17 protein-coding genes are annotated in these 21,978 nt (G+C 42.1%); 2 read left to right on the top strand and 15 right to left on the bottom strand.

Translation table 11 applies throughout. The features are described 5' to 3' along the window. Positions 1–156: 156 nt before the first annotated feature. Positions 157–1,083, bottom strand: coding sequence for an alpha/beta fold hydrolase (locus H5073_RS12695; RefSeq protein ID WP_404948398.1), 927 nt, complete (start codon positions 1,081–1,083; stop codon positions 157–159). A 92-nt stretch (positions 1,084–1,175) separates the two neighbouring features. Next, on the bottom strand, positions 1,176–2,186 hold the full coding sequence (gene serB / locus H5073_RS12690; RefSeq protein WP_182679937.1) for a phosphoserine phosphatase SerB: 1,011 nt from the start codon (positions 2,184–2,186) through the stop codon (positions 1,176–1,178). 147 nt (positions 2,187–2,333) lie between these two features. On the opposite strand from serB, the gene H5073_RS12685 reads away from it, so the two are divergent. Further along, positions 2,334–2,987 (top strand): AhpA/YtjB family protein, encoded by a 654-nt coding sequence (locus tag H5073_RS12685; RefSeq protein ID WP_182679936.1) that lies wholly within the window; start codon positions 2,334–2,336, stop codon positions 2,985–2,987. Positions 2,988–3,135: 148 nt separating this feature from the next. Here the strand turns inward: H5073_RS12685 and H5073_RS12680 are convergent, their stop codons facing one another. From H5073_RS12680 to pnp, 12 genes are all read right to left on the bottom strand, one after another. Next, positions 3,136–4,050 (bottom strand): alpha/beta fold hydrolase, encoded by a 915-nt coding sequence (locus H5073_RS12680; RefSeq protein WP_182679935.1) that lies wholly within the window; start codon positions 4,048–4,050, stop codon positions 3,136–3,138. 73 nt (positions 4,051–4,123) lie between these two features. After that, complete coding sequence (locus H5073_RS12675) at positions 4,124–5,080, bottom strand: alpha/beta fold hydrolase (protein WP_182679934.1); 957 nt, start codon at positions 5,078–5,080, stop codon at positions 4,124–4,126. 228 nt (positions 5,081–5,308) lie between these two features. Further along, positions 5,309–6,019, bottom strand: a complete 711-nt coding sequence (gene deoD / locus H5073_RS12670; protein WP_182679933.1) for a purine-nucleoside phosphorylase — start codon at positions 6,017–6,019, stop codon at positions 5,309–5,311. Positions 6,020–6,105: 86 nt separating this feature from the next. Next, entirely contained in the window at positions 6,106–7,320 is a 1,215-nt protein-coding gene (locus tag H5073_RS12665; RefSeq protein WP_182679932.1) for a phosphopentomutase, read from the bottom strand. Positions 7,321–7,331: 11 nt separating this feature from the next. Continuing rightward, the gene (deoA, locus tag H5073_RS12660) at positions 7,332–8,663 is read right to left on the bottom strand and encodes a thymidine phosphorylase (RefSeq protein WP_182679931.1); all 1,332 of its coding nucleotides are present in this window, start codon (positions 8,661–8,663) and stop codon (positions 7,332–7,334) included. A 122-nt stretch (positions 8,664–8,785) separates the two neighbouring features. Continuing rightward, positions 8,786–9,559 carry a deoxyribose-phosphate aldolase gene (gene deoC / locus H5073_RS12655; protein ID WP_182679930.1) on the bottom strand — a complete coding sequence of 258 codons (774 nt, stop codon included), beginning with the start codon at positions 9,557–9,559 and terminating at the stop codon, positions 8,786–8,788. 375 nt (positions 9,560–9,934) lie between these two features. Continuing rightward, the gene (locus H5073_RS12650; protein WP_182679929.1) at positions 9,935–10,783 is read right to left on the bottom strand and encodes an outer membrane protein OmpK; all 849 of its coding nucleotides are present in this window, start codon (positions 10,781–10,783) and stop codon (positions 9,935–9,937) included. Between the two features lie 325 nt (positions 10,784–11,108). Continuing rightward, a complete protein-coding gene (locus H5073_RS12645; RefSeq protein WP_182679928.1) occupies positions 11,109–12,371 on the bottom strand; it encodes a NupC/NupG family nucleoside CNT transporter in 1,263 nt (420 codons plus the stop codon). Positions 12,372–12,547: 176 nt separating this feature from the next. Further along, positions 12,548–13,315: a TatD family hydrolase gene (locus tag H5073_RS12640; RefSeq protein WP_182679927.1), complete on the bottom strand. Its 768-nt coding sequence runs from the start codon at positions 13,313–13,315 to the stop codon at positions 12,548–12,550. Positions 13,316–13,409: 94 nt separating this feature from the next. Next, entirely contained in the window at positions 13,410–14,993 is a 1,584-nt protein-coding gene (gene prfC / locus H5073_RS12635; protein ID WP_182679926.1) for a peptide chain release factor 3, read from the bottom strand. Positions 14,994–15,150: 157 nt separating this feature from the next. Then, positions 15,151–16,047 carry a lipoprotein NlpI gene (gene nlpI, locus H5073_RS12630; RefSeq protein ID WP_182679925.1) on the bottom strand — a complete coding sequence of 299 codons (897 nt, stop codon included), beginning with the start codon at positions 16,045–16,047 and terminating at the stop codon, positions 15,151–15,153. Positions 16,048–16,197: 150 nt separating this feature from the next. Then, positions 16,198–18,294, bottom strand: a complete 2,097-nt coding sequence (gene pnp / locus H5073_RS12625) for a polyribonucleotide nucleotidyltransferase (RefSeq protein ID WP_182679924.1) — start codon at positions 18,292–18,294, stop codon at positions 16,198–16,200. 552 nt (positions 18,295–18,846) lie between these two features. Here pnp and H5073_RS12620 point away from each other — a divergent pair. After that, a complete protein-coding gene (locus H5073_RS12620) occupies positions 18,847–20,883 on the top strand; it encodes a bifunctional diguanylate cyclase/phosphodiesterase (RefSeq protein ID WP_182679923.1) in 2,037 nt (678 codons plus the stop codon). 39 nt (positions 20,884–20,922) lie between these two features. Here H5073_RS12620 and H5073_RS12615 read toward each other — a convergent pair whose 3' ends face one another. Further along, positions 20,923–21,639: a DUF599 domain-containing protein gene (locus H5073_RS12615; RefSeq protein ID WP_182679922.1), complete on the bottom strand. Its 717-nt coding sequence runs from the start codon at positions 21,637–21,639 to the stop codon at positions 20,923–20,925. Positions 21,640–21,978: the final 339 nt, after the last annotated feature.

The following is a 21,978-nucleotide window of genomic DNA, read 5'->3' as shown; positions in this document are numbered from 1 at the left end:
AGAGTCATATTCAAGAAGTGCAGTGCCCATCTATGCCTGAGCTAGCCCTAGAGTCATATTCAAGAAGTGCAGTGCCCATCTATGCCTGAGTTTTTGAATTCATCACTAAGCCTCACTCAAAGCTGCCATGCTTGGCTAAAGACCTAAACTTGCGCCTTAAACTTCTTGGTACCAATGGGCAATTTGTGGGAAATGATCCTCTACCGCTTGTCCATGAGTCAACATGTCGCCGTGACCATAATCATTTAAGTAACCGGTTTCTTTGGCCAACAAGGTGTACTTAGGCGCAACCATGCCACACTCTGCCAGCATGTCTTTGACATCGCTTGGATTACCGAGCACTTTATCGTTATGGGCGGCAATGAACCAAGTCTTAGGCCACTGCGTTTTAGTGGCTGCCTTAGCGTAATCGAAACCATCGTCGTGATCGATCCAGTCTCCCCTCACCCAATCAATGCTTTGCAGTAATGAAGCTCGGCTTTCGTTATCCATGCCAAACCCCAGCTTATCCGCGGCGAGATAGCCTTGCACTAAGGTCAATGCTGGCGCTAATCGGTTCCAGAATAAATCTACCATCAACCATTTACGCACAGAGTGAGTTTTAATAGTGCGTTTACTGCCAAAGGTCAGTAATGACGCCACACTCTGCTGTAGATCTCGACGACGCACCAAAGCACTAGCCATTAGTACCCCGCCCCAGGAATGGCCACACCAATGCACTTTATCCACCAAAGGATGGCGCGATAAAATATAATCATGCACTAAGGGTAATTGCTCACGAATCACCTCACCTTGCCCCAATTCAAATCCCCGAGCAATTTTAGGGCCACTCTGACCGCGCCCAGCAGTATCTAACACGTAGACATCAAAACCTGCCGCCGCCATAAAGCAGCCAAGTCCCCGCCCTGAATCACTGTAAAACACCCGGCCATTGGACATAGCACCATGAAGCATCAAAATAGGGGTGCGATTAGAGGCAACCTCAGGACTGATATGGCGCAAATGCAGCTGACCGCCACGATAGGGAATAAATAAGGATTGCTGGGAAATTACGGTTGTTTTCGAAACTGAGCTAGTCAAAATTATATTGTCATCAAAGTGAACATAGCCCTAAACTAATCTCAGCCAAGGCTAAACACAAGTTATTAGAGTAAAAAACCTAAGTCAGGTAAATTTTAGTCTTGCAATAAAAACACTAAGGCTCTCAAATCAAGCTGATTCACAGCTGCATCTGCGGCATTAACCAGTTTAGCCTTGCCATGAAAGGCGATGCCAAAATCCGCGCGCTCAATCATAGGAATATCATTAGCACCATCGCCAATCGCGAGCGTCTGACCTGGCGCAATTTGCCACCGCTGAGCACATTCGCTTAATACCTTAGCTTTAAACGCAGCGTCAACAACCGTCCCCGTGACTTCCCCTTGTAATATGCCGTCCTGGATCACCAGTTGATTAGCAAAAGCGGCATCAAGCGTAAGCTTGTGTTGCAGGAAGTCCACAAAATGACTAAAGCCGCCAGAGGCGAGCACCAAACGCCAACCATGAGATTTAAGCTCATTGATCATGACTTCAAGCCCTGGCATCAGCGGCAGACTTTGACACAGTTCATCAATAATACTTGCAGGTGCGCCATTAAGCTTACCGACCCTTTGCCTTAGGCTTTGCTCAAAATCCAGCTCACCTTGCATAGCCAAGGCTGTAACCGCTGCGACCTCTTCACCAACACCCGCCATCTTTGCAAGCTCATCGATGCATTCTATTTTAATTGCGGTAGAATCCATGTCCATCACCAGTAAACCAGGAGTACGTAAGCTAGGTAATGCTTGGTGGATTTCGATAATTTCGGCACCTAGTTGCACTGGAAATTGCCTAATTTCAGTACCTAGGCTATGCTTGGCCGCTATTTCAAAACCAATCAGGCTGTTTTCTCTGCTCAACATACTGATTGCAAAGGAAGCTGGCAACAATCTAAGCCAATCCTTAACTTGAGATTGAACTTCTCGCTCAAATAAGATTCGAATACGCACAGGAAATACTGAGGCTAGCAAGTCTAGGTAATCATTCTCCTGATATTGGTACACTTTGGAGTCATCCGCAGCAGGGCCTCCAGTCGTTTGACTCAATATAGCGACAGAAATATCATCTCTTAGAAACCAAGATAAAGGCTGAACGGCTGCGGTTTCCATGGATAAATGTCCCCGTGTTAATGCGTTAAATATGATGAGTTAAATGGCTAAAGCGTTTATAGATGCTTGATAGTTAAATAAAACAACTATTCAGCCATTTTTAATTCGATTAGTATGGATTAAACATAAAAATGAGAAAACATTAAAGTGATTTTTGCTAAAGGCCTTAAAAAAAGGCACAAGATGACCCGACTCTTTCAAGTGTGTGTTGCTGTTGGGCTGATTTTTGGTTTAGTGCACTTGTGGCAATCTAGCCTGATCAATGGCAACCAATTGCTCAATTCTCAAACTAAAATTATGGCTAGGCTACTCGCTCAGCAAGCTGCCAATGGTGCGGCGCCTGCCATGTTTTTGAAGAATAATCAGCAAATCGAGTGGCTTGCCAGCACCTTAGTCACAGATCCTAAGATAATGTCAGTCAATATCTATGACTCAAACGGCAACCGTCTTGCTTTTGCTCAAAGTGTCAGCAATGAAATACTTGATCCTGATTCAGAAGAGCTCGAGCTTTTGCTTAAGCCCTACCCCCCCTTAATTGAAAATGTTACCCAAGGAGACAATAATTTAGGCTATGTGGAAGTCAGACTCAACCCAAATATTTTCTTCGATGAAATTAAAATACTCCACGAAGAAAACATGAAATTACAACAGATTATGCTTATAGTGGCAGGCGTTATCGGACTCTTGCTCTCAAAATCTATGTCATTTAAACGCGCCGAGTTCGATAGACGTATCGCCAGATATCAGCTGTTGAAAAGACCTAAAAAGGCCCTGTCTAAAAAGGATAAGCTAGGGAAATAAGCTCCCTAAGCAAAAGACGCCCCTCACCATTTAACAATTGGTGTCACAGTTAAATCCTAACGAAGACAAAAACATTTCAAAGACAAAGGCCAAGTATAAACATACTTGGCCTTTTTAGAACCATGGGCTAACCCATTAACACATAGTATTAATTCGCACTTAACCAATCACTAAGCTTTTGATTAACCAGTTCGGGCGAGGATTGCATAAACCAATGACCTCCAGGTAAAACTTCAACCTGCCCCTTGTTTGATTCTATAACCTGATTTTCCCAACTTTTAGCATGGAACCACACTTTTTTATCTTTACCATACAGGAACAAGAAAGGCGTACCATAGTTTTCAACTTCGACCGGCTTAATGGTATTTTTAGTCAATACAGATTTCCATAAATGCCAGTATGGATATGTCATACGAGGATCTGAACGTAAATCGGCAACGGTTTTGTTTGGATCGACATCAGTAATATTCAGTATTTTATCTGCCGTATACAGTGCAAGCTTATCACCTAGAAATTCAGGTAAAGTCCAAGCGACAGCCAATGCAAAGGTATATTTAACATTAATGTCAGGTCGTTTCTCTTCGCCAAAACTGCCAATATCAAATAATACCAACCTATCAACTAAGTCATTTTTTTCAAGATAATGAGATGCATAAACTGCGCCCCAATCATGTGCTAAAACAGTAACATGCTCTTTATTTAGCCCTTTAATAAAGGTATCAACAATTGTTCTTATCTGTTTAATATTATAATGTGGCCTTTGACCATTATCTTTGAGCTCAAATCCTGGAAGAGTGAACCTAGCAATGGAGTAATCATGCTTTAAATACTCAACTTGCTTGTCCCACAACTCCAAACTATCAGGATAGCCATGGATAAAGACCAAGGTCTTTTCACCCTCACCATCAAATTTCACCTCAAGATTTTTGACTATGCTTGGTAGATTTTTCTGGAACTCCTCATCTGGAATGGGGCCTGTAAAAGCAAACGTGTAAAGCAAATAAAGCACAGGTGAAAGCGCCACCAGTATTATTGATAAGGTTATAATTATGAACTTTTTCATGTATATCCTTTTTATTGTTAACTTGCCTTTAGAAAGCCTCGCCACTTGGTCTTTAAAACCAATGGAAGCTAGGCTACTTATACTTAGCTAAATGAGCTAACAAGTGCTCGCTTAGTTCTTGGTATTGCTCTTGAATAATCCAGTGACCTGCATCCATTTCGATAAACAAATAGTCACTGTCGACGTAATTTTTAGTGTCATCAACACCTGAACGCTTGAGCGCATGATCTTGATTCCCCCAAATAAAGGTCACTGGCACCTTCACTTTTCCAACATCTAAGCCATTAGTAAAAACAGGGAAGTTTGCCCGATACCAGTTGATAGCACCAGTTAACGCCTTTCCTTGGCTAAGAATACCAACATAGTGCGCAATTTCCGTAGCATCATGTTGTTTCCAAATAGATTTTAAACGCTCATAATTGCTTTTTGCCATCATGAACTCAGGTAAAGTCGATTTTTGAAAGAAACGAATATAAGCACTGGCTTCAAATTGGGTGGGATCTTCGCGATATGCTTTACCAAAAGCGTCAATATGAGGCACAGAAATTGCTGCATAGCTGAGCACTCGTTCAGAGTTTTCTGCAGCGATCTGCCAACCTACTGCAGCCCCCCAGTCGTGACCAATCAAATGAAATTGTTTTAGCCCTAATTGATCTGCAATAGCTGTAATATCAGAAGTTAAATACTTCAATTGATATTGTTCAATTTCATCTGGTCTTGCGCCAGCGCTATAACCACGCTGATTAGGAGCTATAGCGTAAAAGCCATTAGCTGTGAGCTCATCCATGAACTTGTCCCACATTACGGCTGATTCGGGGAATCCATGGAGCAATATCACAGGTGTTGCTGTTTTATCACCGCGTATATCAACGGCAAAGCTAAGGCCGTTAGCTTCGATAACACTGTAACCCTGAGGATCAGCAGCCGCAAGACTACCTTTAGCGATTGCGTTAACATAGAGTACGGCGCCCATTAATACACAGGCCAAGGCTACCGCTATGCCTAGGAGTGTTCCTTTTAGAGTATTCACTTGTAGTCCCTCATTAAGTTTTAACAATTAGAATAATAGCTCTAATTTTGACTCGATGTAAAAAGAACTGAGGTAATATGTGATTCAAGCCTCAGCTTGATCACTACACAAATGGATACATAACGCAAAAAGCCATGTTGATATCAAAAAAAACGGACTCCATTGAGTCCGTTTTGACATTTTGTAGGCGCTAAAGTTAACTCATGCTAACCAGCGTACATAATGTAATTACAGTGTGATAGCTGCATCTAATGTCATGATGATCATGTCATTAAATGTAGTTTGACGCTCTTCTGCTGAAGTTTTTTCGCCAGTACGTATGTGATCAGATACAGTCACAACACATAGGGCTTTAGCACCTAATTCATGTGCTACACCGTATAGACCAGCAGCTTCCATTTCGACGCCTAAAACACCCATTTTTTCCATCACATCAAACATCTGTGGATCTGGGGTGTAGAACAAATCAGCAGAGAAGACATTACCAACACGGATTTTAGTGCCGTGCTCTTTAGCTGAATCAACCACTGCACTTAATAGACTGTAATCAGCAATAGCTGCGAAGTCATTGTCTTTGAAGCGTAAACGGTTAACTTTAGAGTCAGTACAAGCCCCCATACCTATGATCACGTCACGAACTTTAACGTCTGTGCTGATAGCGCCACAAGTACCGACACGGATTAAGTTTTTAACACCGTATTCTTTAATTAACTCATGAGCGTAAATAGAGCATGAAGGAATGCCCATTCCACTACCCATAACAGAAATACGAGTACCTTTGTAAGTACCAGTGAAACCTAACATGTTACGTACGTCAGTCACTTGCTCTACGTTTTCTAGAAACGTTTCAGCAATATATTTAGCGCGTAAAGGATCCCCTGGAAACAAAATAGTTTCAGCAAAAGCACCTGGTACTGCATTAATGTGTGGTGTAGACATGTGAAAAACCCCTTTTCTATTTATTTTATGCCCATCAATATCTTAATGGGCACAGTATCAATATAACTGTATGAATTTAATCGTAACTAAATGAATGATTGACCATAATCCATCGGCTTAAGCTCAAAGTAACTCGCGATTGATTGGCCAATATCAGCAAAAGACTTACGGCGGCCCAGTGAACCTGCTGGTAAACCGGCACCGTAAGCAAGTACAGGCACACGCTCTCGAGTGTGTTCTGTGCCTACCCAAGTAGGATCGCAGCCATGATCAGCGGTGAAAATCACTAAATCTTCAGGCTGTAAAATTGCTAATAGTTCAGGCAAGCGAGAATCAAAATACTCTAATGCTTTAGCATAACCTGTAACGTCGCGGCGATGACCATAATGAGAGTCAAAATCTACAAAGTTTGTGAACACTATGGTGTTGTCCCCTGCGCGTTTAATTTGCGTTAGGGTTTCATCAAATAATTCTTCAAGGCCAGTGGCTTTAAATTGTTGAGTAATACCGCTATGAGCATATATATCAGCAATTTTACCAATACTCACCACTTCACCGCCAGCTTCTTTAAGCTTATCCAACACTGTCGGTGCTGGTGGCAACACGGCGTAATCGTGACGATTACCGGTACGAGCAAAATCACTTGGCCCCGTCCCTACAAAAGGACGCGCAATAACGCGGCCGATATTATAAGGCTCTAGCTCTTCACGGGCGATTTTACACAACTTGTATAAGTTTTCTAAGCCAAAACTTTCTTCATGACAGGCAATTTGAAATACTGAATCAGCAGAGGTATAGAAAATAGGCATGCCTGTTTTCATGTGCTCTTCGCCAAGCTCTTCCAAAATTTGTGTGCCCGAAGCATGGCAGTTGCCTAAAAATCCATCAAGACCTGCACGTTTTAAAATTTTGTCTGTCAATTCTTTGGGGAATGATTTAGTTAAATCACTGAAATAGCCCCACTCATAAAGCACAGGTACACCTGCCATTTCCCAGTGACCACTTGGCGTGTCTTTACCAGAGCTTAATTCGTCAGCATGGCCATAAGCACCAATCAACTCCACATTCGCATCGAATCCTGCGGCAAAATTTCCAGTGCTCTCAAAACCAGCATGGCCTAAGCCAAAGCGAGCAAGATTAGGTAATTTCAATGGACCTTGACGGCCTACATCAGCCTTGCCTTCAGCACAAGCCTTTGCAATATGACCAAAAGTATCAGAGCCAATATCACCAAACTTGTCTGCATCGCTGGCGGCACCTATGCCAAAAGAATCCAGCATTAAAATAAATGTACGTTTCATATGTTGCTCCGTTATAAATCTGCTGCACGGATATAGCGATAAATCTCTGGCATTTTTTCAGGCATAGAAGATTGAATTTTTATCGCATTTTTAACCGCTTGCTCCGCTTCAAGGAAGGCATCTTCCGTTTGAGCATGGATCATGGCTATTGGTTTATCCGCTGAAATTTGATCTCCAAGTGCACAAACTTGAGTCAAACCGACACTGTAATCCAGTGCATCACCAGGTTTACGACGGCCGCCACCTAAAGTAACAACCGCTAAACCCAGTTCGCGGGTATCCATACTATGGGCAAAGCCCTCTGCATCGCTGAACACTGGGCGAATAATCTTAGCTTGAGGCAAATATTTATCATACGCCTCAATAAAGTCTGTCGGTCCGCCAAGGCCTGCAATCATTTTACCGAATACCTCGGCCGCTTTACCATTATCTAATACAGTATTTAGTTTAGTACGAGCTTGTGCTTCATTTTGCGCTATACCGCCCAAAATTAACATTTCAGCACACAAGCCCATGGTCACTTCATAGAGTCTTGGATTGCGATACTTGCCAGTTAAGAAGTTAATCGCTTCGGCCACTTCAACTGCGTTACCTGCACAGGATGCCAACACTTGGTTCATGTCAGTTAATAACGCGGTAGTCTTAGTCCCCGCGCCATTGGCAACCGCAGCAATACTGCGGGCTAACTCTTCCGATGCTTCATAGGTCGGCATAAAGGCGCCGCTGCCGACTTTGACATCCATCACTAAGGCATCTAAACCTGCCGCTAATTTCTTCGACAAAATGGATGCAGTAATAAGTGAGATAGACTCGACCGTCGCGGTATTGTCACGAATTGAGTAAAAGCGCTTATCCGCTGGTACTAAGTCACCGGTCTGACCAATAATGGCCACGCCCGCTTCTTTGACCACTTTTCTAAATAACTCACTCGATGGCTCAGTTTGGTAGCCAGGAATGGCATCAAACTTATCTAAGGTGCCACCAGTATGACCTAGTCCACGACCTGAAATCATAGGGACATAACCACCACATGCTGCCGCCATTGGGCCAAGCATTAGGCTGATGACATCACCTACGCCACCAGTACTGTGCTTATCAATAACTGGGCCATTAAGGCCTAAGCTATCCCAGTTAAGTACTGTACCTGAATCGCGCATGCCTATGGTTAACGCGATGCGTTCATCCATATTCATGTCGTTAAAGTAAACGGCCATTCCGAAAGCGGCAATTTGCCCCTCAGAAACAGAATTAGTGGTAATGCCATTAACGAAGAATTGGATCTCTTCAGCGCTCAACGCTTGGCCATTACGCTTTTTACGAATTATCTCTTGAGCTAAAAACATACTACCGCCTCCTAGAAGGCAATTCACCTATCCAGAATTGCCATCATTACTGTGGCGCACCAATAGCACATTGCCATTGATGCTCTAAAAAGTAGGATCTATTCAAACTAATCGAAATGAAATTAATAGCCTTGGTTTGGCTTTGGAACATCAGCCAATTCTAAGGTGTGCAATAAGCTGTTTAATAAGCTAGATGCACCAAAACGGAATGTGCTTGGGGTTGCCCAACCTGCACCTAAGATACGCTCAGCCACAGCTAAGAACTCAGCCGTTTGCGCGGCATCACGAACGCCGCCCGCAGGCTTAAAGCCCACTTTAGGGTTCTTTTCACTGATAACAGTCATCATGATTTCAGCAGCTTCTAAGGTTGCATTAACGGGCACTTTACCAGTAGACGTTTTGATGAAATCAGCGCCCGCATCAATTGAAAGCTCTGATGCTTTACGGATAAGCGCAGGGTCTTTAAGCTCGCCAGATTCAATAATCACTTTGAGTATTGCTTCATCGCCACAAGCTTCTTTACAGGCTTTTACCAGCTCAAAACCGACAGTTTCATTACCAGCCATCAGTGCGCGGTAAGGGAAAACCACATCCACTTCATCTGCGCCATAGGCAACCGCTGCACGGGTTTCTAATACTGCAATAGCAATATCATCGTTACCGTGGGGGAAGTTAGTCACTGTAGCAATTTTGATGTCTTCAGCGTCAAGCTCATTTAAGGTCTTGCGCGCAATAGGAATAAAACGAGGATAGATACAAATAGCCGCAGTGTGGCCAGCAGGCGTCACTGCCTTGTGGCATAAATCGATGACTTTTTGATCTGTGTCATCATCATTTAAAGTCGTTAAATCCATTAACTGAATGCCAAGTTGGGCCGCTTTTTTTAAATCACTCATAATTGCTCTCCAAACGAAAATATAGACGTAAAAAATTTAGTGTAGGTAAAGGCTATGAGCTGGCTTATTGTGATTATTATTTGGCCGGGCCTTCAGCATCATCAATCATACCTATTCAGGTACAACTAACATTAAGTATTCAACCTTGATAACGAGTACCACGACGTGAATCCTTGAAGACCGGATAAGAGTGACAAAGCGAGTTGCCAGTCTTTTCCGCGAAAATTCCTTTTTAGCGCGCAAAAATTTAACGATTAACCAAGCTACCACTCGGTCATTAACACTTAATTAAATCGTCTCAATGAGATTAAAACGATTAAAGTAAGAATTAAAAAACTACAAATTTGGAGCCGCCATCAGGCGGCTCCAATTTGATTAAAACTTATACGTGGCAGCTAAGTAATGAGAAAAACCTGAGGTTTCACCCACAATACCATCATCAGCTAACGCATAAACTTCTTTGTATGTTTTCAAGCCATAACCAAGAGCAAAGCGATCTGAATGCCAGTAGATACCATTAAACATAGCACCACCGTTTGAAGACTTTATCTTGCCTGCTTGGCCTGGGAAAACTTGCACTTTAGCAACATCAAATTGATAATCGATGTAACCTTGATATGCAAAGAAGCTACCATTATCTAGGAAATAGAATGGCTTGAACCAGTTCATTGAGAATTGATAACCATCCCAATCTTTAGCGTTAAGATCGTATAAACCGTATAAGTTCATACCAGTCTTACCTAACCAAGGTACTTCAACGTCAGCACCAACACCCCAAAAAGAGTTGTTAACACTATTTGAATCAAGGTTTGAACCATTCCAATTATAAAGAGTTGAGAAATAAACTTCTTTAATTGGGCCAATAGAAAGATCTTTACCCGTGATTGCATCGATAGAGAAACGCGGTGCAAATTTCATGAATAATTTGCTGGTACCTGGACCTTTATCTGTGCCGCTTGAATCGCGGTTAGCGAGGTTAAATATGTCAACATAACCATATAAGTCCACAACACCAGCACGACCACCGAATTCCATCTCAAGGTAATCATGTCTATCACCAGTAGTGATATTATTCGGTTTTTCACCGATAGAATACATTGCATTGAATTGCATCCACTTGTAATTGCCAGCGTGGATATCAGAACCACGGTCAGCAGCGAAAGCGTTGCCAGATATTGCAGCTACTGTTGCGGTAGCTAGTGCTAACATTTTAATATTTTTCATCATCAACCCCATTTTTAGGTTTTACTGTCATCGAGGACAGCGTTTTTATTGTGCGTCTATATTTTAACGTGATTGACGTAAAGTTCAATCTTGAACCGTACAAAATACAAACACCAAGTTCTATTATGTGAACAATATCGCGACTTTTTTATCTACGTCTTGCTAACAAACTTAGTTTCACCTCAAAAACTGGCCATTTTAGGTATCGGCTCTGAGTGTTAATGGAGGCAAACTAATAGCGTTGTAATCGGAAAATGGTGGATAACACTGTCTTTATCACAGCTTAAATCAAAAAAACTGGGCCCAGTTAAGGGCCCAATCACACTTAGATAGCTAAGAATAAACCAGCAAGTGTTGCGCTCATTAAGTTAGCTAAAGAACCAGCGATAACCGCACGGATACCTAAGTTAGCTAAGTCATGACGACGGTTTGGCGCCATAGCACCTAAACCACCTAGTAGAATCGCGATAGAAGAAAGGTTAGCGAATCCACATAGTGCAAACGAAATGATAGCTTTAGTTCTATCAGACATCATCATGCCAGTCTCAGCAACTACTTTGAAACCTTCTGCAGACGCATCAAGTAAGTAAGGAGCAAAGTTAAGGTAAGCAACGAATTCGTTTACAACAATCTTTTGACCAATGAAAGAACCTGCAACAAGCGCTTCGTTCCAAGGTACACCGATTAAGAATGCTAAAGGCATGAAGATGTAACCTAGGATAAGTTCTAAGGTAATACCTTCTAAGCCGAACCAACCAGTAACACCACCTATGATGCCGTTGATCATAGCGATTAAGCCAACGAATGCGATAAGCATAGCGCCAACGTTAAGTGCTAGGTTCATACCTGAAGAAGCACCAGCAGCAGCTGCGTCTAATACGTTAGCAGGCTTGTCTGGATCTTCTGGTAATTCATCCATATCGTTCTTAGCAGCTTCTGTTTCAGGGTGCATCAGTTTAGCCATTAATAGACCACCTGGTGCTGCCATGAATGATGCGGCAACTAAGTATTCGATAGGTACACCCATCTGCGCGTAACCTGCAAGAACAGAACCTGCAATAGACGCTAAACCACCCACCATGATGGCGAATAATTCAGATTGAGTCATAGTTGGGATAAACGGACGAACCACAAGTGGCGCTTCAGTTTGACCAACGAAGATGTTAGCAGTTGCTGACATTGACTCAGTACGGCTTGTACCTAGTGCTTTCTGTAGTGCGCCACCGATAATACGGATAACCCACTGCATGATGCCTAGATAGTAAAGCACGGCAATTAAAGAAGAGAAGAAAATGATAATTGGCAATACGTTAATTGCGAAGATGAAACCAACTTTAAAGTTAGCTAAATCGCCGAATAAGAAACTAATACCATTTTGCGCATAGCCAATAACGCTAGATACGGCATCTGAAGCACCCTTCAGAATATCTTTACCTACTGGCACGTATAAAACAAAACCACCAAATGCAGCTTGAATAGCTAATGCGCCACCCACAGTGCGAACATTGATCGCTTTTCTATTATTCGATAGGAGGAAACCTATCGTAAGCAGGGTTACCACCCCTACTAAACTCATTACTATTTCCATAAATCATCACCCTTTTTGTTAACATTTTTATTAAATGTTGTTAACTCACCTTTTCCGTTGATGATTATAACTGAGCATGAAATGAAAATCGTTGTTTAGATCAAATTTTTAAAGCTAAATTTCAACCCCTTATGGAATAAAACAGCAAAAAATCAAGCTAATCCACATAAAAACAGCTAAAGCTCAAATAGTTGCGAAACATTTGCATCAAGCTGTTCTAATATAGAAACAGTTGATTTATTCTTCAAAAACGCGATTTCGGCCACAAAACTGGGTAAATTCAACGGTGAATTTCGCCTGTTTTGGCTAGTAATTGGGCTCATATCCGGTGAATCAGTTTCAACTATGAAAGATTCAATTGATAACTGACTCACAGTTTCACGTAACTTCTTCGCTTTGGGATCCATGATGAGGCCGCCGATGCCTAATTTATAACCCAATGCTAAATAAGCCTTAGCAAGCTCGCTACCACCATAAAAGCCATGGAGCACTCCCCCCTTAACATTTGGGTAACGTTTCAGTAAGCCAAGCAACTCATTATGAGCACGAACAGAATGCAAAATAACCGGCAATTGATAGTGAATAGCCAGCTGCAATTGTCGCTCTAGCAAACTTAATTGTGTACTAAAGTCACTAACATTATGTCGTTTATCTAACCCACATTCTCCCAATGCCACTAATTTATTATCGCTGCGTTGCAGTTCAATTAATTGAGCCAGCGCTTCAAGTTCAGTGTCAATATTTTCAGGACAAAACCAAGGGTGGATCCCAAGGGCATAGTAACAATCAAATTCAGCGGCAACTTCCAGCTGTTTTGACCAATGCGCAGCTGACACGCCAGGTAAAATAGCGCTGCTAATCCCTTGCTGCGCCATTGCGGTAAACAACTGTGCTCTATCAAGGTCAAAATCATCAAAATCAAGATGAGCGTGGGAGTCAATCATTGGTCAGTTTCTCCACAAGATGAATTTATAGATATAAAAAAAGACGGTTAACCGTCTTTTTTATGGATAAAAGCTAAAAAACGAGCATATTGAATTAGTTTTCCCGAGTTTTAGCAAATGCGACATCAGGGTACCTTTCCATAGAAAGGTTTAAATTCACCATGGTGGGGGCGATATAAGTCAGGTTATTACCACCATCTAAGGCTAAGTTAACACTGCACTTTCTACGGAATTCTTCTAGCTTACGCTCATCTTTACAGTAAACCCAGCGTGCGGTTGACACACTAATGGCTTCATAAATGGCTTCAACGTTATATTCGCTTTTTAGACGGCCAACAACCACTTCAAACTGCAGCACACCTACAGCGCCAACAATCAGATCGTTATTATCTAGTGGCCTGAACACTTGCACTGCACCTTCTTCAGATAATTGCACTAAGCCTTTTAACAGTTGCTTTTGCTTTAACGGATCTTTTAAGCGAATGCGGCGGAACATTTCAGGGGCAAAGTTTGGAATACCTGTGAACTTAAATTTCTCACCTTGGGTAAAGGTATCGCCAATTTGAATAGTGCCATGGTTATGTAAGCCTATGATGTCACCTGGATAGGCTTCTTCAACTTGCTCCCTATCACCGGCCACAAATGTCAATGCATCAGAGATACGCACATCTTTACCCACGCGAACATGGTGCATCTTCATGCCTTTTTCGTATTTACCTGAAACCACACGCATAAAAGCCACACGGTCTCTGTGTTTTGGATCCATGTTAGCTTGGATTTTGAAGATAAAACCTGAAAAATTGCTATCTTGAGCAGTGACTTGACGAACTTCTGTTTCACGAGGCTGTGGCTTAGGGGCCCACTGCACTAAACCATCAAGCATGTGATCTACGCCAAAGTTGCCTAACGCAGTACCAAAATACACAGGTGAAAGTTCACCTTTTAAGAAGGCGTCTAAATCAAACTCATGGGATGCCCCAATCACTAATTCAAGCTCTTCTCGCAATTGTTCTGCTAACTCACTGCCAATGGCTGCGTCTAATTCAGGATTATCTAAACCTTTAACGATTCGCACTTCTTGGATCATGTGCCCAAGACCTGACTGATACAAAATCGCCTCTTGACGGTGAAGGTGATAAACCCCTTTAAACGACTTACCACAGCCAATCGGCCAAGTGATCGGCGCACAGGCTATTTTAAGTTCATTTTCCACTTCATCCATGACTTCCATGGGATCGCGAATATCACGATCGCACTTATTCATAAAGGTGATGATCGGCGTATCCCTAAGACGGGTCACTTCCATCAGCTTACGGGTACGATCTTCAACACCTTTAGCAGCGTCAATCACCATCAAACAAGAGTCAACCGCAGTCAAAGTACGATAAGTATCTTCAGAGAAATCTTCGTGACCAGGAGTATCGAGTAAATTAATTAGGCTATCAGAATAAGGAAATTGCATTACCGAGGTAGTAATAGAAATACCACGGTCCTTCTCCATTTCCATCCAGTCAGATTTTGCGTGTTGCTTAGAGCCACGACCTTTCACCGTTCCTGCAACTTGAATAGCTTGACCGAATAACAATACTTTTTCTGTAATTGTTGTCTTACCCGCATCAGGGTGCGAAATGATAGCGAAGGTACGACGTATATCTACCTCTGCGTTAATACCTAACATGATGACCTTGGACTTTTGCCGCTAAAAATGGCGCAAATTATAGCGTTAATAACCGCCAATGGCTACACAAAGGCAGAGCCTTAGCAAAAGCTAACCTCTTGCCCATAAAAAAAGCCACAAACTGTGGCTTTTAGGTGACTGATTCAACTTATATGACCTATTGAATGATGTGCTCTTTCATTTTAGCCAGTTCGATACGTGCGTATCTGTGTTCCACAAAATCATAAATATTAGTCGCCAAGGTCAAACGGTAATAATTAGCTGCTTGCTGGTACTCTTTATTCATCGCGGCGCGCTTGGCTAGATAGAAATAAGCTTCACATAGACGCTCGGCATATTCTCTAGGTTTAGTTAAATCCACTTTTGCCGCTTGAAATACTTGCTCTTTAGTGAGTTTACCTAAATAGTAATCCACCAGTACGCTAGACCAGGCAGAATCATTAAGCTGCTGTCTGTGATTTTGAAGCTCTGCAATGGCTTGTTCTTTCTCAACAGCATCAGCAATTAAGTACAGCCACAATACACGATAGCCATCGGTGGGATCTCTATCATAAAATGCCTGCATGTCTTGAACGGCTAACTCATTGCGCTCACCGTAATACAGGGCGATACCGCGATTTAAGAACGCATAATCATAATCAGGTGCCAGCTCTAATACCCCATCGAATGCCTCGTATGCACTTTCAAACTCACCTTCTTGGGTATAGTAAATACCAATAAAATTGTAAGCATCTGCCAGATCAGGCTGCAACTTTAGCGCTTGGTGGAAATCAATACGGGCTAATAACCTTAAACCCACACTGTCGTAAATAACGCCGCGATCGTAATGAAAACGCGCTCTTTGCTCGCGAGTAAGCTCCATAGTACCGAGGATTTCATTTAACTTAGCCAAGGTCACTTCAAGTTTATAATCTGGCACCAAAGGCGCGACCATGACTTTACCATCAACGGCATCTTCAATGGAGTTCGATGAGTCTGTTGACACACAAGCTGACAGTAATACTGACGTCGCGATGAAAAGCGCACTTAATTTGACACGAAAAAAAGCTTCCATCAGCCCTACCTTTTTGAGGATTTATTAATATTCAATATCATAGCAATCTAAACAAATAAGAACCATGGCGTAGACGATTATATTTTTGATTCTTTTGACCATAAAAAAAGGAGATCAAATGATCTCCTTTTTTATCAGTGTCAATTGCACTTATTCAGCAGCAACTTTCTCTTGAGCTTCTTTGATAGACAATCTTACGCGACCTTGACGATCCACTTCCATCACCTTAACTTTAACGTCTTGGTTCATTTCAAGGTGATCAGACACGTTAGCAACGCGCTCATCACTGATCTGAGAAATGTGGACTAAACCATCTTTGCCAGGAAGAATGTTAATGAAGGCACCGAAATCTACGATACGGATAACTTTACCGTTGTAAACACGACCCACTTCCACTTCAGCGGTAATTTCTTCGATACGACGGATAGCTTCTTTGGTTGCTTCACCGTTTGAAGAAGCAATCTTCACAGTACCGTTATCATCAAGTTCAATCGTAGTGCCCGTTTCTTCGGTAAGAGCACGAATGACCGCACCACCTTTACCAATAACATCACGGATTTTTTCTGGATTGATCTTGATTGTGGTGATACGTGGAGCATGTGCAGAGATATCACCACGATGTGTACCAATTGCTTGGTCCATCACGTTTAGGATATGAACACGTGCGCCGTAAGCTTGTTGCAGTGCGATATCCATGATTTCTTTAGTGATACCTTCGATTTTGATATCCATCTGCAATGCAGTAATACCATCACGAGTACCAGCAACCTTAAAGTCCATGTCACCTAAATGATCTTCGTCGCCTAGGATGTCAGAAAGAACAACGAAATCGTCACCTTCTTTAACTAGACCCATGGCAATACCAGCAACCGAAGACTTGATAGGTACACCTGCATCCATTAATGCTAATGAAGTACCACATACCGAAGCCATAGAGCTTGAACCGTTAGATTCTGTGATTTCTGAAACAACACGGATGCTGTATGGAAACTCTTCAGCAGTAGGCATAACGGCATTCATACCGCGCCAGGCTAACTTACCATGACCGATTTCGCGGCGCTTAGGTGAACCTACCATGCCTGTTTCACCAACAGAATATGGAGGGAAGTTATAGTGCAACATAAAGCGATTTGTGCGCTCGCCCATGATGCTGTCAATCTTCTGTGCATCACGTTCAGTGCCTAGTGTACACGTCACTAATGCCTGAGTTTCACCACGGGTAAACAGTGAGCTACCGTGAGTACGTGGTAATACGCCTGCTAGTACATTCAACGCGCGGATCATATCTGGTTCGCGGCCGTCAATACGTGGCTTACCCGCAATGATGCGGCTACGTACTACGTTTTTCTCTAGGCTACCCAATAAGTTGTCTACTTCACGAGTATCAACATCTGGGTTTTCAGCAACTAATGCAGCTTTGGCTGCAGCTTTCACTACGCCAACTTGAACATAACGGTCTTGCTTAACTTCGATTTGGTAAGCTTCAGTCATGCCAGCTTCAGCAAGATCTTTGATTTTAGCGACTAAATCTTGATCTTGAACTGGTGCAGTCCAATCCCAAGTTGGCTTGCCTGCTTCTGCTTTAAATTCAGCAATCGCATCAACCACCACTTGCTGTTGGTCGTGACCATAAGTTACCGCACCTAACATGATTTCTTCTGCAAGCGCTTGCGCTTCAGACTCAACCATAAGTACCGCACCTTTAGTACCAGCAACCACTAAGTTAAGCGAGCTTATTGCAAGCTGATCAACCGTTGGGTTAAGTAGGTATTCGCCATCGATATAACCCACACGCGCCGCACCTAGTGGACCGCTGAAAGGAATACCAGAAATAGCTAACGCCGCTGAAGTACCTATCATCGAAACAATGTCTGGCTCGATTTGTGGATCAACAGAAACCACAGTGATGATAACTTGAACTTCGTTTTTAAAACCGTTAGGGAATAAAGGACGAATAGGACGGTCAATAAGACGCGCAATCAGAGTTTCATCTTCTGATGGACGACCTTCACGCTTGAAGAAACCACCAGGGATTTTGCCCGCAGCGTAGGTTTTTTCTTGATAGTTAACAGTAAGCGGGAAAAAATCACGGCTTAAATCCGCTACTTTCTTACCCACTACAGTAACTAATACTGTGGTGTCGCCCATGCTTGCTAATACTGCTGCATCTGCTTGGCGTGCAATAACACCTGTTTCTAAGGTGACTGTATGTTGACCATACTCAAAACTCTTTACAATTGGATTCACGTGACCCATTCCTTAATTTAATGACCTTTAATTACGCGCACAAGTATACTGCAATTAGTCTACAGAGTTAAATAGTGCCGCGAGCTATGTGTGAAAAATATCTTATAATTGCTATTACTATTAACTTACAGCTATAAATCTACTTATAAAACAAACGCTTTACTGCAATGTCTTACTAAAACATTCAATTCTGTGATAAATAAGCCCTTATAAGGCTATAAAGGTATAAAAAGTTTGTGACAAACCGCATAAAATCGCTCTGTCCCTTGTAAAGAAGTTTAGGCTAAAAAGCCTGAATTCAGGGGAAACCTTCAAAGCATTAAGACAAAACAGCAATTTACACCGAATAGTAGATGACAAATGCGCTCAAGTTCACTAAAGTGATTCTTGCACCATAAATCTTATAACTAACAATATCATAGATATTCATTTTGCGATGATATCTTCTTTTATGCTGTGCAACATCAGCAAATGATTGAGTCACTAAGGTATAAGATGCTATAAACTCGTACTACTTGTATCTTGCCGCATTGTATAGATGGAATTTATCAGATGACAGCACGCTTTAAATCATTAACGTGGAAACAGACTAATCTCGTTGTATTTACTGCGCTGTTTTTTGCCATCGCTATTTTCTTTGTTGAAGTCGCACTCGTTGGCATAGATACCAAAGCTCAATTAGAACAAGAGCAAGCGGAACTGCTTGATTCTGTAGAGCAAACTGCGGCCAACTCAGTATGGGCATTAGATGATAAGTTGGCCGAACAAACCCTTAAAGGGATCATGAAGGTCGACAACATCAGTTCTGCGACCATAACATTAGATGATGAGTCTCTGTTTGTTACCGTTTCCAATAGCCAAGAAGCGGTACAAGAATACCATATTGCCTTAAGTGAATTTCTTTTTGGTCACCTAGAAGAAGCCTCGCGCCCGCTTTATCGGCCTTTTTATTTTGAAGCCAACAAAGAGCTGCAGATGATTGGCACTCTGACCATTATTTATGATACCCATGCCTTAACCAATAACTTATTTGGTCAGCTTAAATTCAGTTTTATCGCCACCTTAGCCCGCGCTTTATTCTTAACTTTAGTGCTGTCATTGGTGTTTCATCGATTCCTTACCCAACCTATAGCTAAGATCAGTGAATCAATTGATAAAATTGACCCTGAAAATCCTGATGAAAACCTGCTACCTGTATCGATTTCTCATAAAGATGATGAGCTTGGCTTAGTAACCAGTAAGCTGAATCAAATTTTATTACAGTTCAGCCAAGCGCAAAACAAACTCAGAAAAATGGCCACACGCGATCCCTTAACTGGCCTACCCAATCGAACCCTATTGCTAGAAACCCTCAGTGTCACCATACAAAGATCACGGGTACACAAACGCAGTTTTGCCATTTTATTTATCGATTTAGACAGATTTAAAAATGTTAATGACTCCCTAGGACATGCCATTGGCGATCAGTTTTTAGCCCGTATTGCACGTATTTTAGAGCGCGGTATTGGTGATAAAGGCAGTGTGGCACGTCTTGGTGGTGATGAATTCGTTATCTTAGCCGATGAAATTCAAACACCTTCTCAAGCCGCTGACTTTGTTGACAAGTTATTATTCCAGCTCAATGCTCCTATTCAGCTTAACGAGCACTCAATTCATCCAGCAGCATCCATAGGCATATCGATATACCCTGATGATGGTGCCAGCGCCGAAGATCTTATTCGCCATGCTGATATTGCCATGTACAGCGCCAAAGCGGCGGGGTCAAATCAATGGGCCTTCTTTAAACAGCAGATGACAGAAAGAGCTGCTGTGCGCCTTCGAACGGAAGCCTCCCTTCATGACGCCCTAAAAAATAATGAATTTATACTTTATTTTCAGCCAAAATTTGATTTAAAAACCAATAAAATTGTCAGCTGTGAAGCGTTAATTCGCTGGCAACAGGATGGTCGTTTAATCAGCCCTATGTCCTTTATTCCTGTGGCGGAAGAAACGGGCATCATAGTGCCTATAGGCCGCTGGGTTATAGAGCAAAGCTGTAAAATACTGCGTGACTGGCAGCGAAAGTACAACTTCGCCATACCAATTGCGGTCAATGTAGCCTCACAGCAATTTGCCGACGCAAGTCTTGTCCCTGACATTAAGCAGCTTGCCTTAAGGTATCAAATTCGCCCTGAGCAACTGGAAATTGAAATTACCGAAACCTCACTGATGAATGATATAGAGCAAGCAATTGCCAAGCTTGAATTATTAAAATCAGCAGGCTTTAGAATAGCGGTCGATGATTTTGGCACAGGATATTCATCTTTGTCTTATTTAAGGCATTTGCCTATTACTACCATGAAAATTGACCGTTGTTTTGTCACTGACTTACCTCAAGACAGTGCTATCGCATCGACCATTCTAATGCTAGGACAACAGCTCAATCTGGAGATCGTGGCAGAAGGGATAGAAAATGAAGAGCAACTCGCTTGGCTTAACGAGCATAACTGTCCGATAGGGCAAGGATTCTTCTTTAGTCAACCACTCCCCTTAGATGAGTTTGAAGCTAAATACCTTGCGGTTCAAACCGCTGAAATAATTAAACTTTAAGGCTATTTAATCTTTAGAAGCACCCTGTTGTTACTCAAGCTATTTTTGACTGGCGATATAGTGCTCTAAATGCCCTTGAGCAGCAGTAATGGCTATTACAGCCTTAGATTTAAATTCGCGTCGATATAGGGTGTACACCACAAATAAACTGGTGGCAATCAATAACCAAGAGTGAAAAAACCAACATAATGCAGCGATAGAGAAATAGTAAGATCTCAATCCATAATTATACGAATGCGCCGCCTGATCTTGCACTATCGCCATTTGCTTTGCATAGGCTTTTAATGACTCATTATTGCCTTCTTTATCGATTGGTGCCGCACCTATCATTACATTCAAAAAGCCGTATTGACGCATAGACCAAGTAAACTGAAAAAACGCCATTACAAATATTCCCGCCAGCACCGCCAACTTTGCCTGCACTAATGCGTGATCCGCTTTGGTTGAATAAGGAATAGAGCCAATAACCTCCTCAACTTGATCAACTTGAGCGAACAATGTCAGCACACCAGCAAGCACTAGCAAAGTTGTTGAAGCAAAAAAGGCAATGTTACGCTCTAAGTTTGCCAATAATGCCACTTCACTAACTCGGATTTCCTTAGTCATCAGCAATGACATCCAATGGATCCTATGCTGATGCAAACAACGGGCGATACAGTTAGTGCTCTTGGCTTTCTTTCTAGCAAAGAATGTATAGCCAAGCCAAGCGCTAATGAAACAAATAAACGCCAAACCATCGAGAAATGTAAACGTCATTGCAAGATCACCCCAATCACTAAAAATTTGATTATGCCTAAGTCTTTAATGGATTTATATCGCAGCTTAGGGAAATTTAATACTTTAAGTCGACATGCGTTACTACCTAACTCAAATCAGCAACGCTAAATAACTTATCACTATGACCAACTTTAGTGGTTAAGTTAATTAACATTATTTGAAAAAAGCACACCAAGCGATAATTAACACAAATACAACATAACCCCTCTTTTCTACTAACCCATAAAGATTACTTACTCAGAAATATCACACTAAAACCCCTTTGTATGTAAAACATTTGTTACATAAAATTGGTGTTGTATGACATCAACAACTGCA

It is taken from the genome of Shewanella sp. SR44-3 (assembly GCF_014163735.1).
Taxonomy (GTDB): domain Bacteria; phylum Pseudomonadota; class Gammaproteobacteria; order Enterobacterales; family Shewanellaceae; genus Shewanella.
The sequence above is the reverse complement of the archived record's forward strand: the minus strand, read 5'-3'. Positions and strand labels throughout refer to the sequence as shown.

Coding starts and splice junctions, on each gene's coding strand:
- serB (WP_182679937.1), bottom strand. CDS start 2,186: ATGGAAACCGCAGCCGTTCAGCCTTTATCTTGGTTTCTAAGAGATGAT.
- H5073_RS12680 (WP_182679935.1), bottom strand. CDS start 4,050: ATGAAAAAGTTCATAATTATAACCTTATCAATAATACTGGTGGCGCTT.
- deoD (WP_182679933.1), bottom strand. CDS start 6,019: ATGTCTACACCACACATTAATGCAGTACCAGGTGCTTTTGCTGAAACT.
- H5073_RS12665 (WP_182679932.1), bottom strand. CDS start 7,320: ATGAAACGTACATTTATTTTAATGCTGGATTCTTTTGGCATAGGTGCC.
- deoA (WP_182679931.1), bottom strand. CDS start 8,663: ATGTTTTTAGCTCAAGAGATAATTCGTAAAAAGCGTAATGGCCAAGCG.
- deoC (WP_182679930.1), bottom strand. CDS start 9,559: ATGAGTGATTTAAAAAAAGCGGCCCAACTTGGCATTCAGTTAATGGAT.
- H5073_RS12650 (WP_182679929.1), bottom strand. CDS start 10,783: ATGAAAAATATTAAAATGTTAGCACTAGCTACCGCAACAGTAGCTGCA.
- H5073_RS12645 (WP_182679928.1), bottom strand. CDS start 12,371: ATGGAAATAGTAATGAGTTTAGTAGGGGTGGTAACCCTGCTTACGATA.
- H5073_RS12640 (WP_182679927.1), bottom strand. CDS start 13,315: ATGATTGACTCCCACGCTCATCTTGATTTTGATGATTTTGACCTTGAT.
- prfC (WP_182679926.1), bottom strand. CDS start 14,993: ATGTTAGGTATTAACGCAGAGGTAGATATACGTCGTACCTTCGCTATC.
- nlpI (WP_182679925.1), bottom strand. CDS start 16,047: ATGGAAGCTTTTTTTCGTGTCAAATTAAGTGCGCTTTTCATCGCGACG.
- H5073_RS12620 (WP_182679923.1), top strand. CDS start 18,847: ATGACAGCACGCTTTAAATCATTAACGTGGAAACAGACTAATCTCGTT.
- H5073_RS12615 (WP_182679922.1), bottom strand. CDS start 21,639: ATGACGTTTACATTTCTCGATGGTTTGGCGTTTATTTGTTTCATTAGC.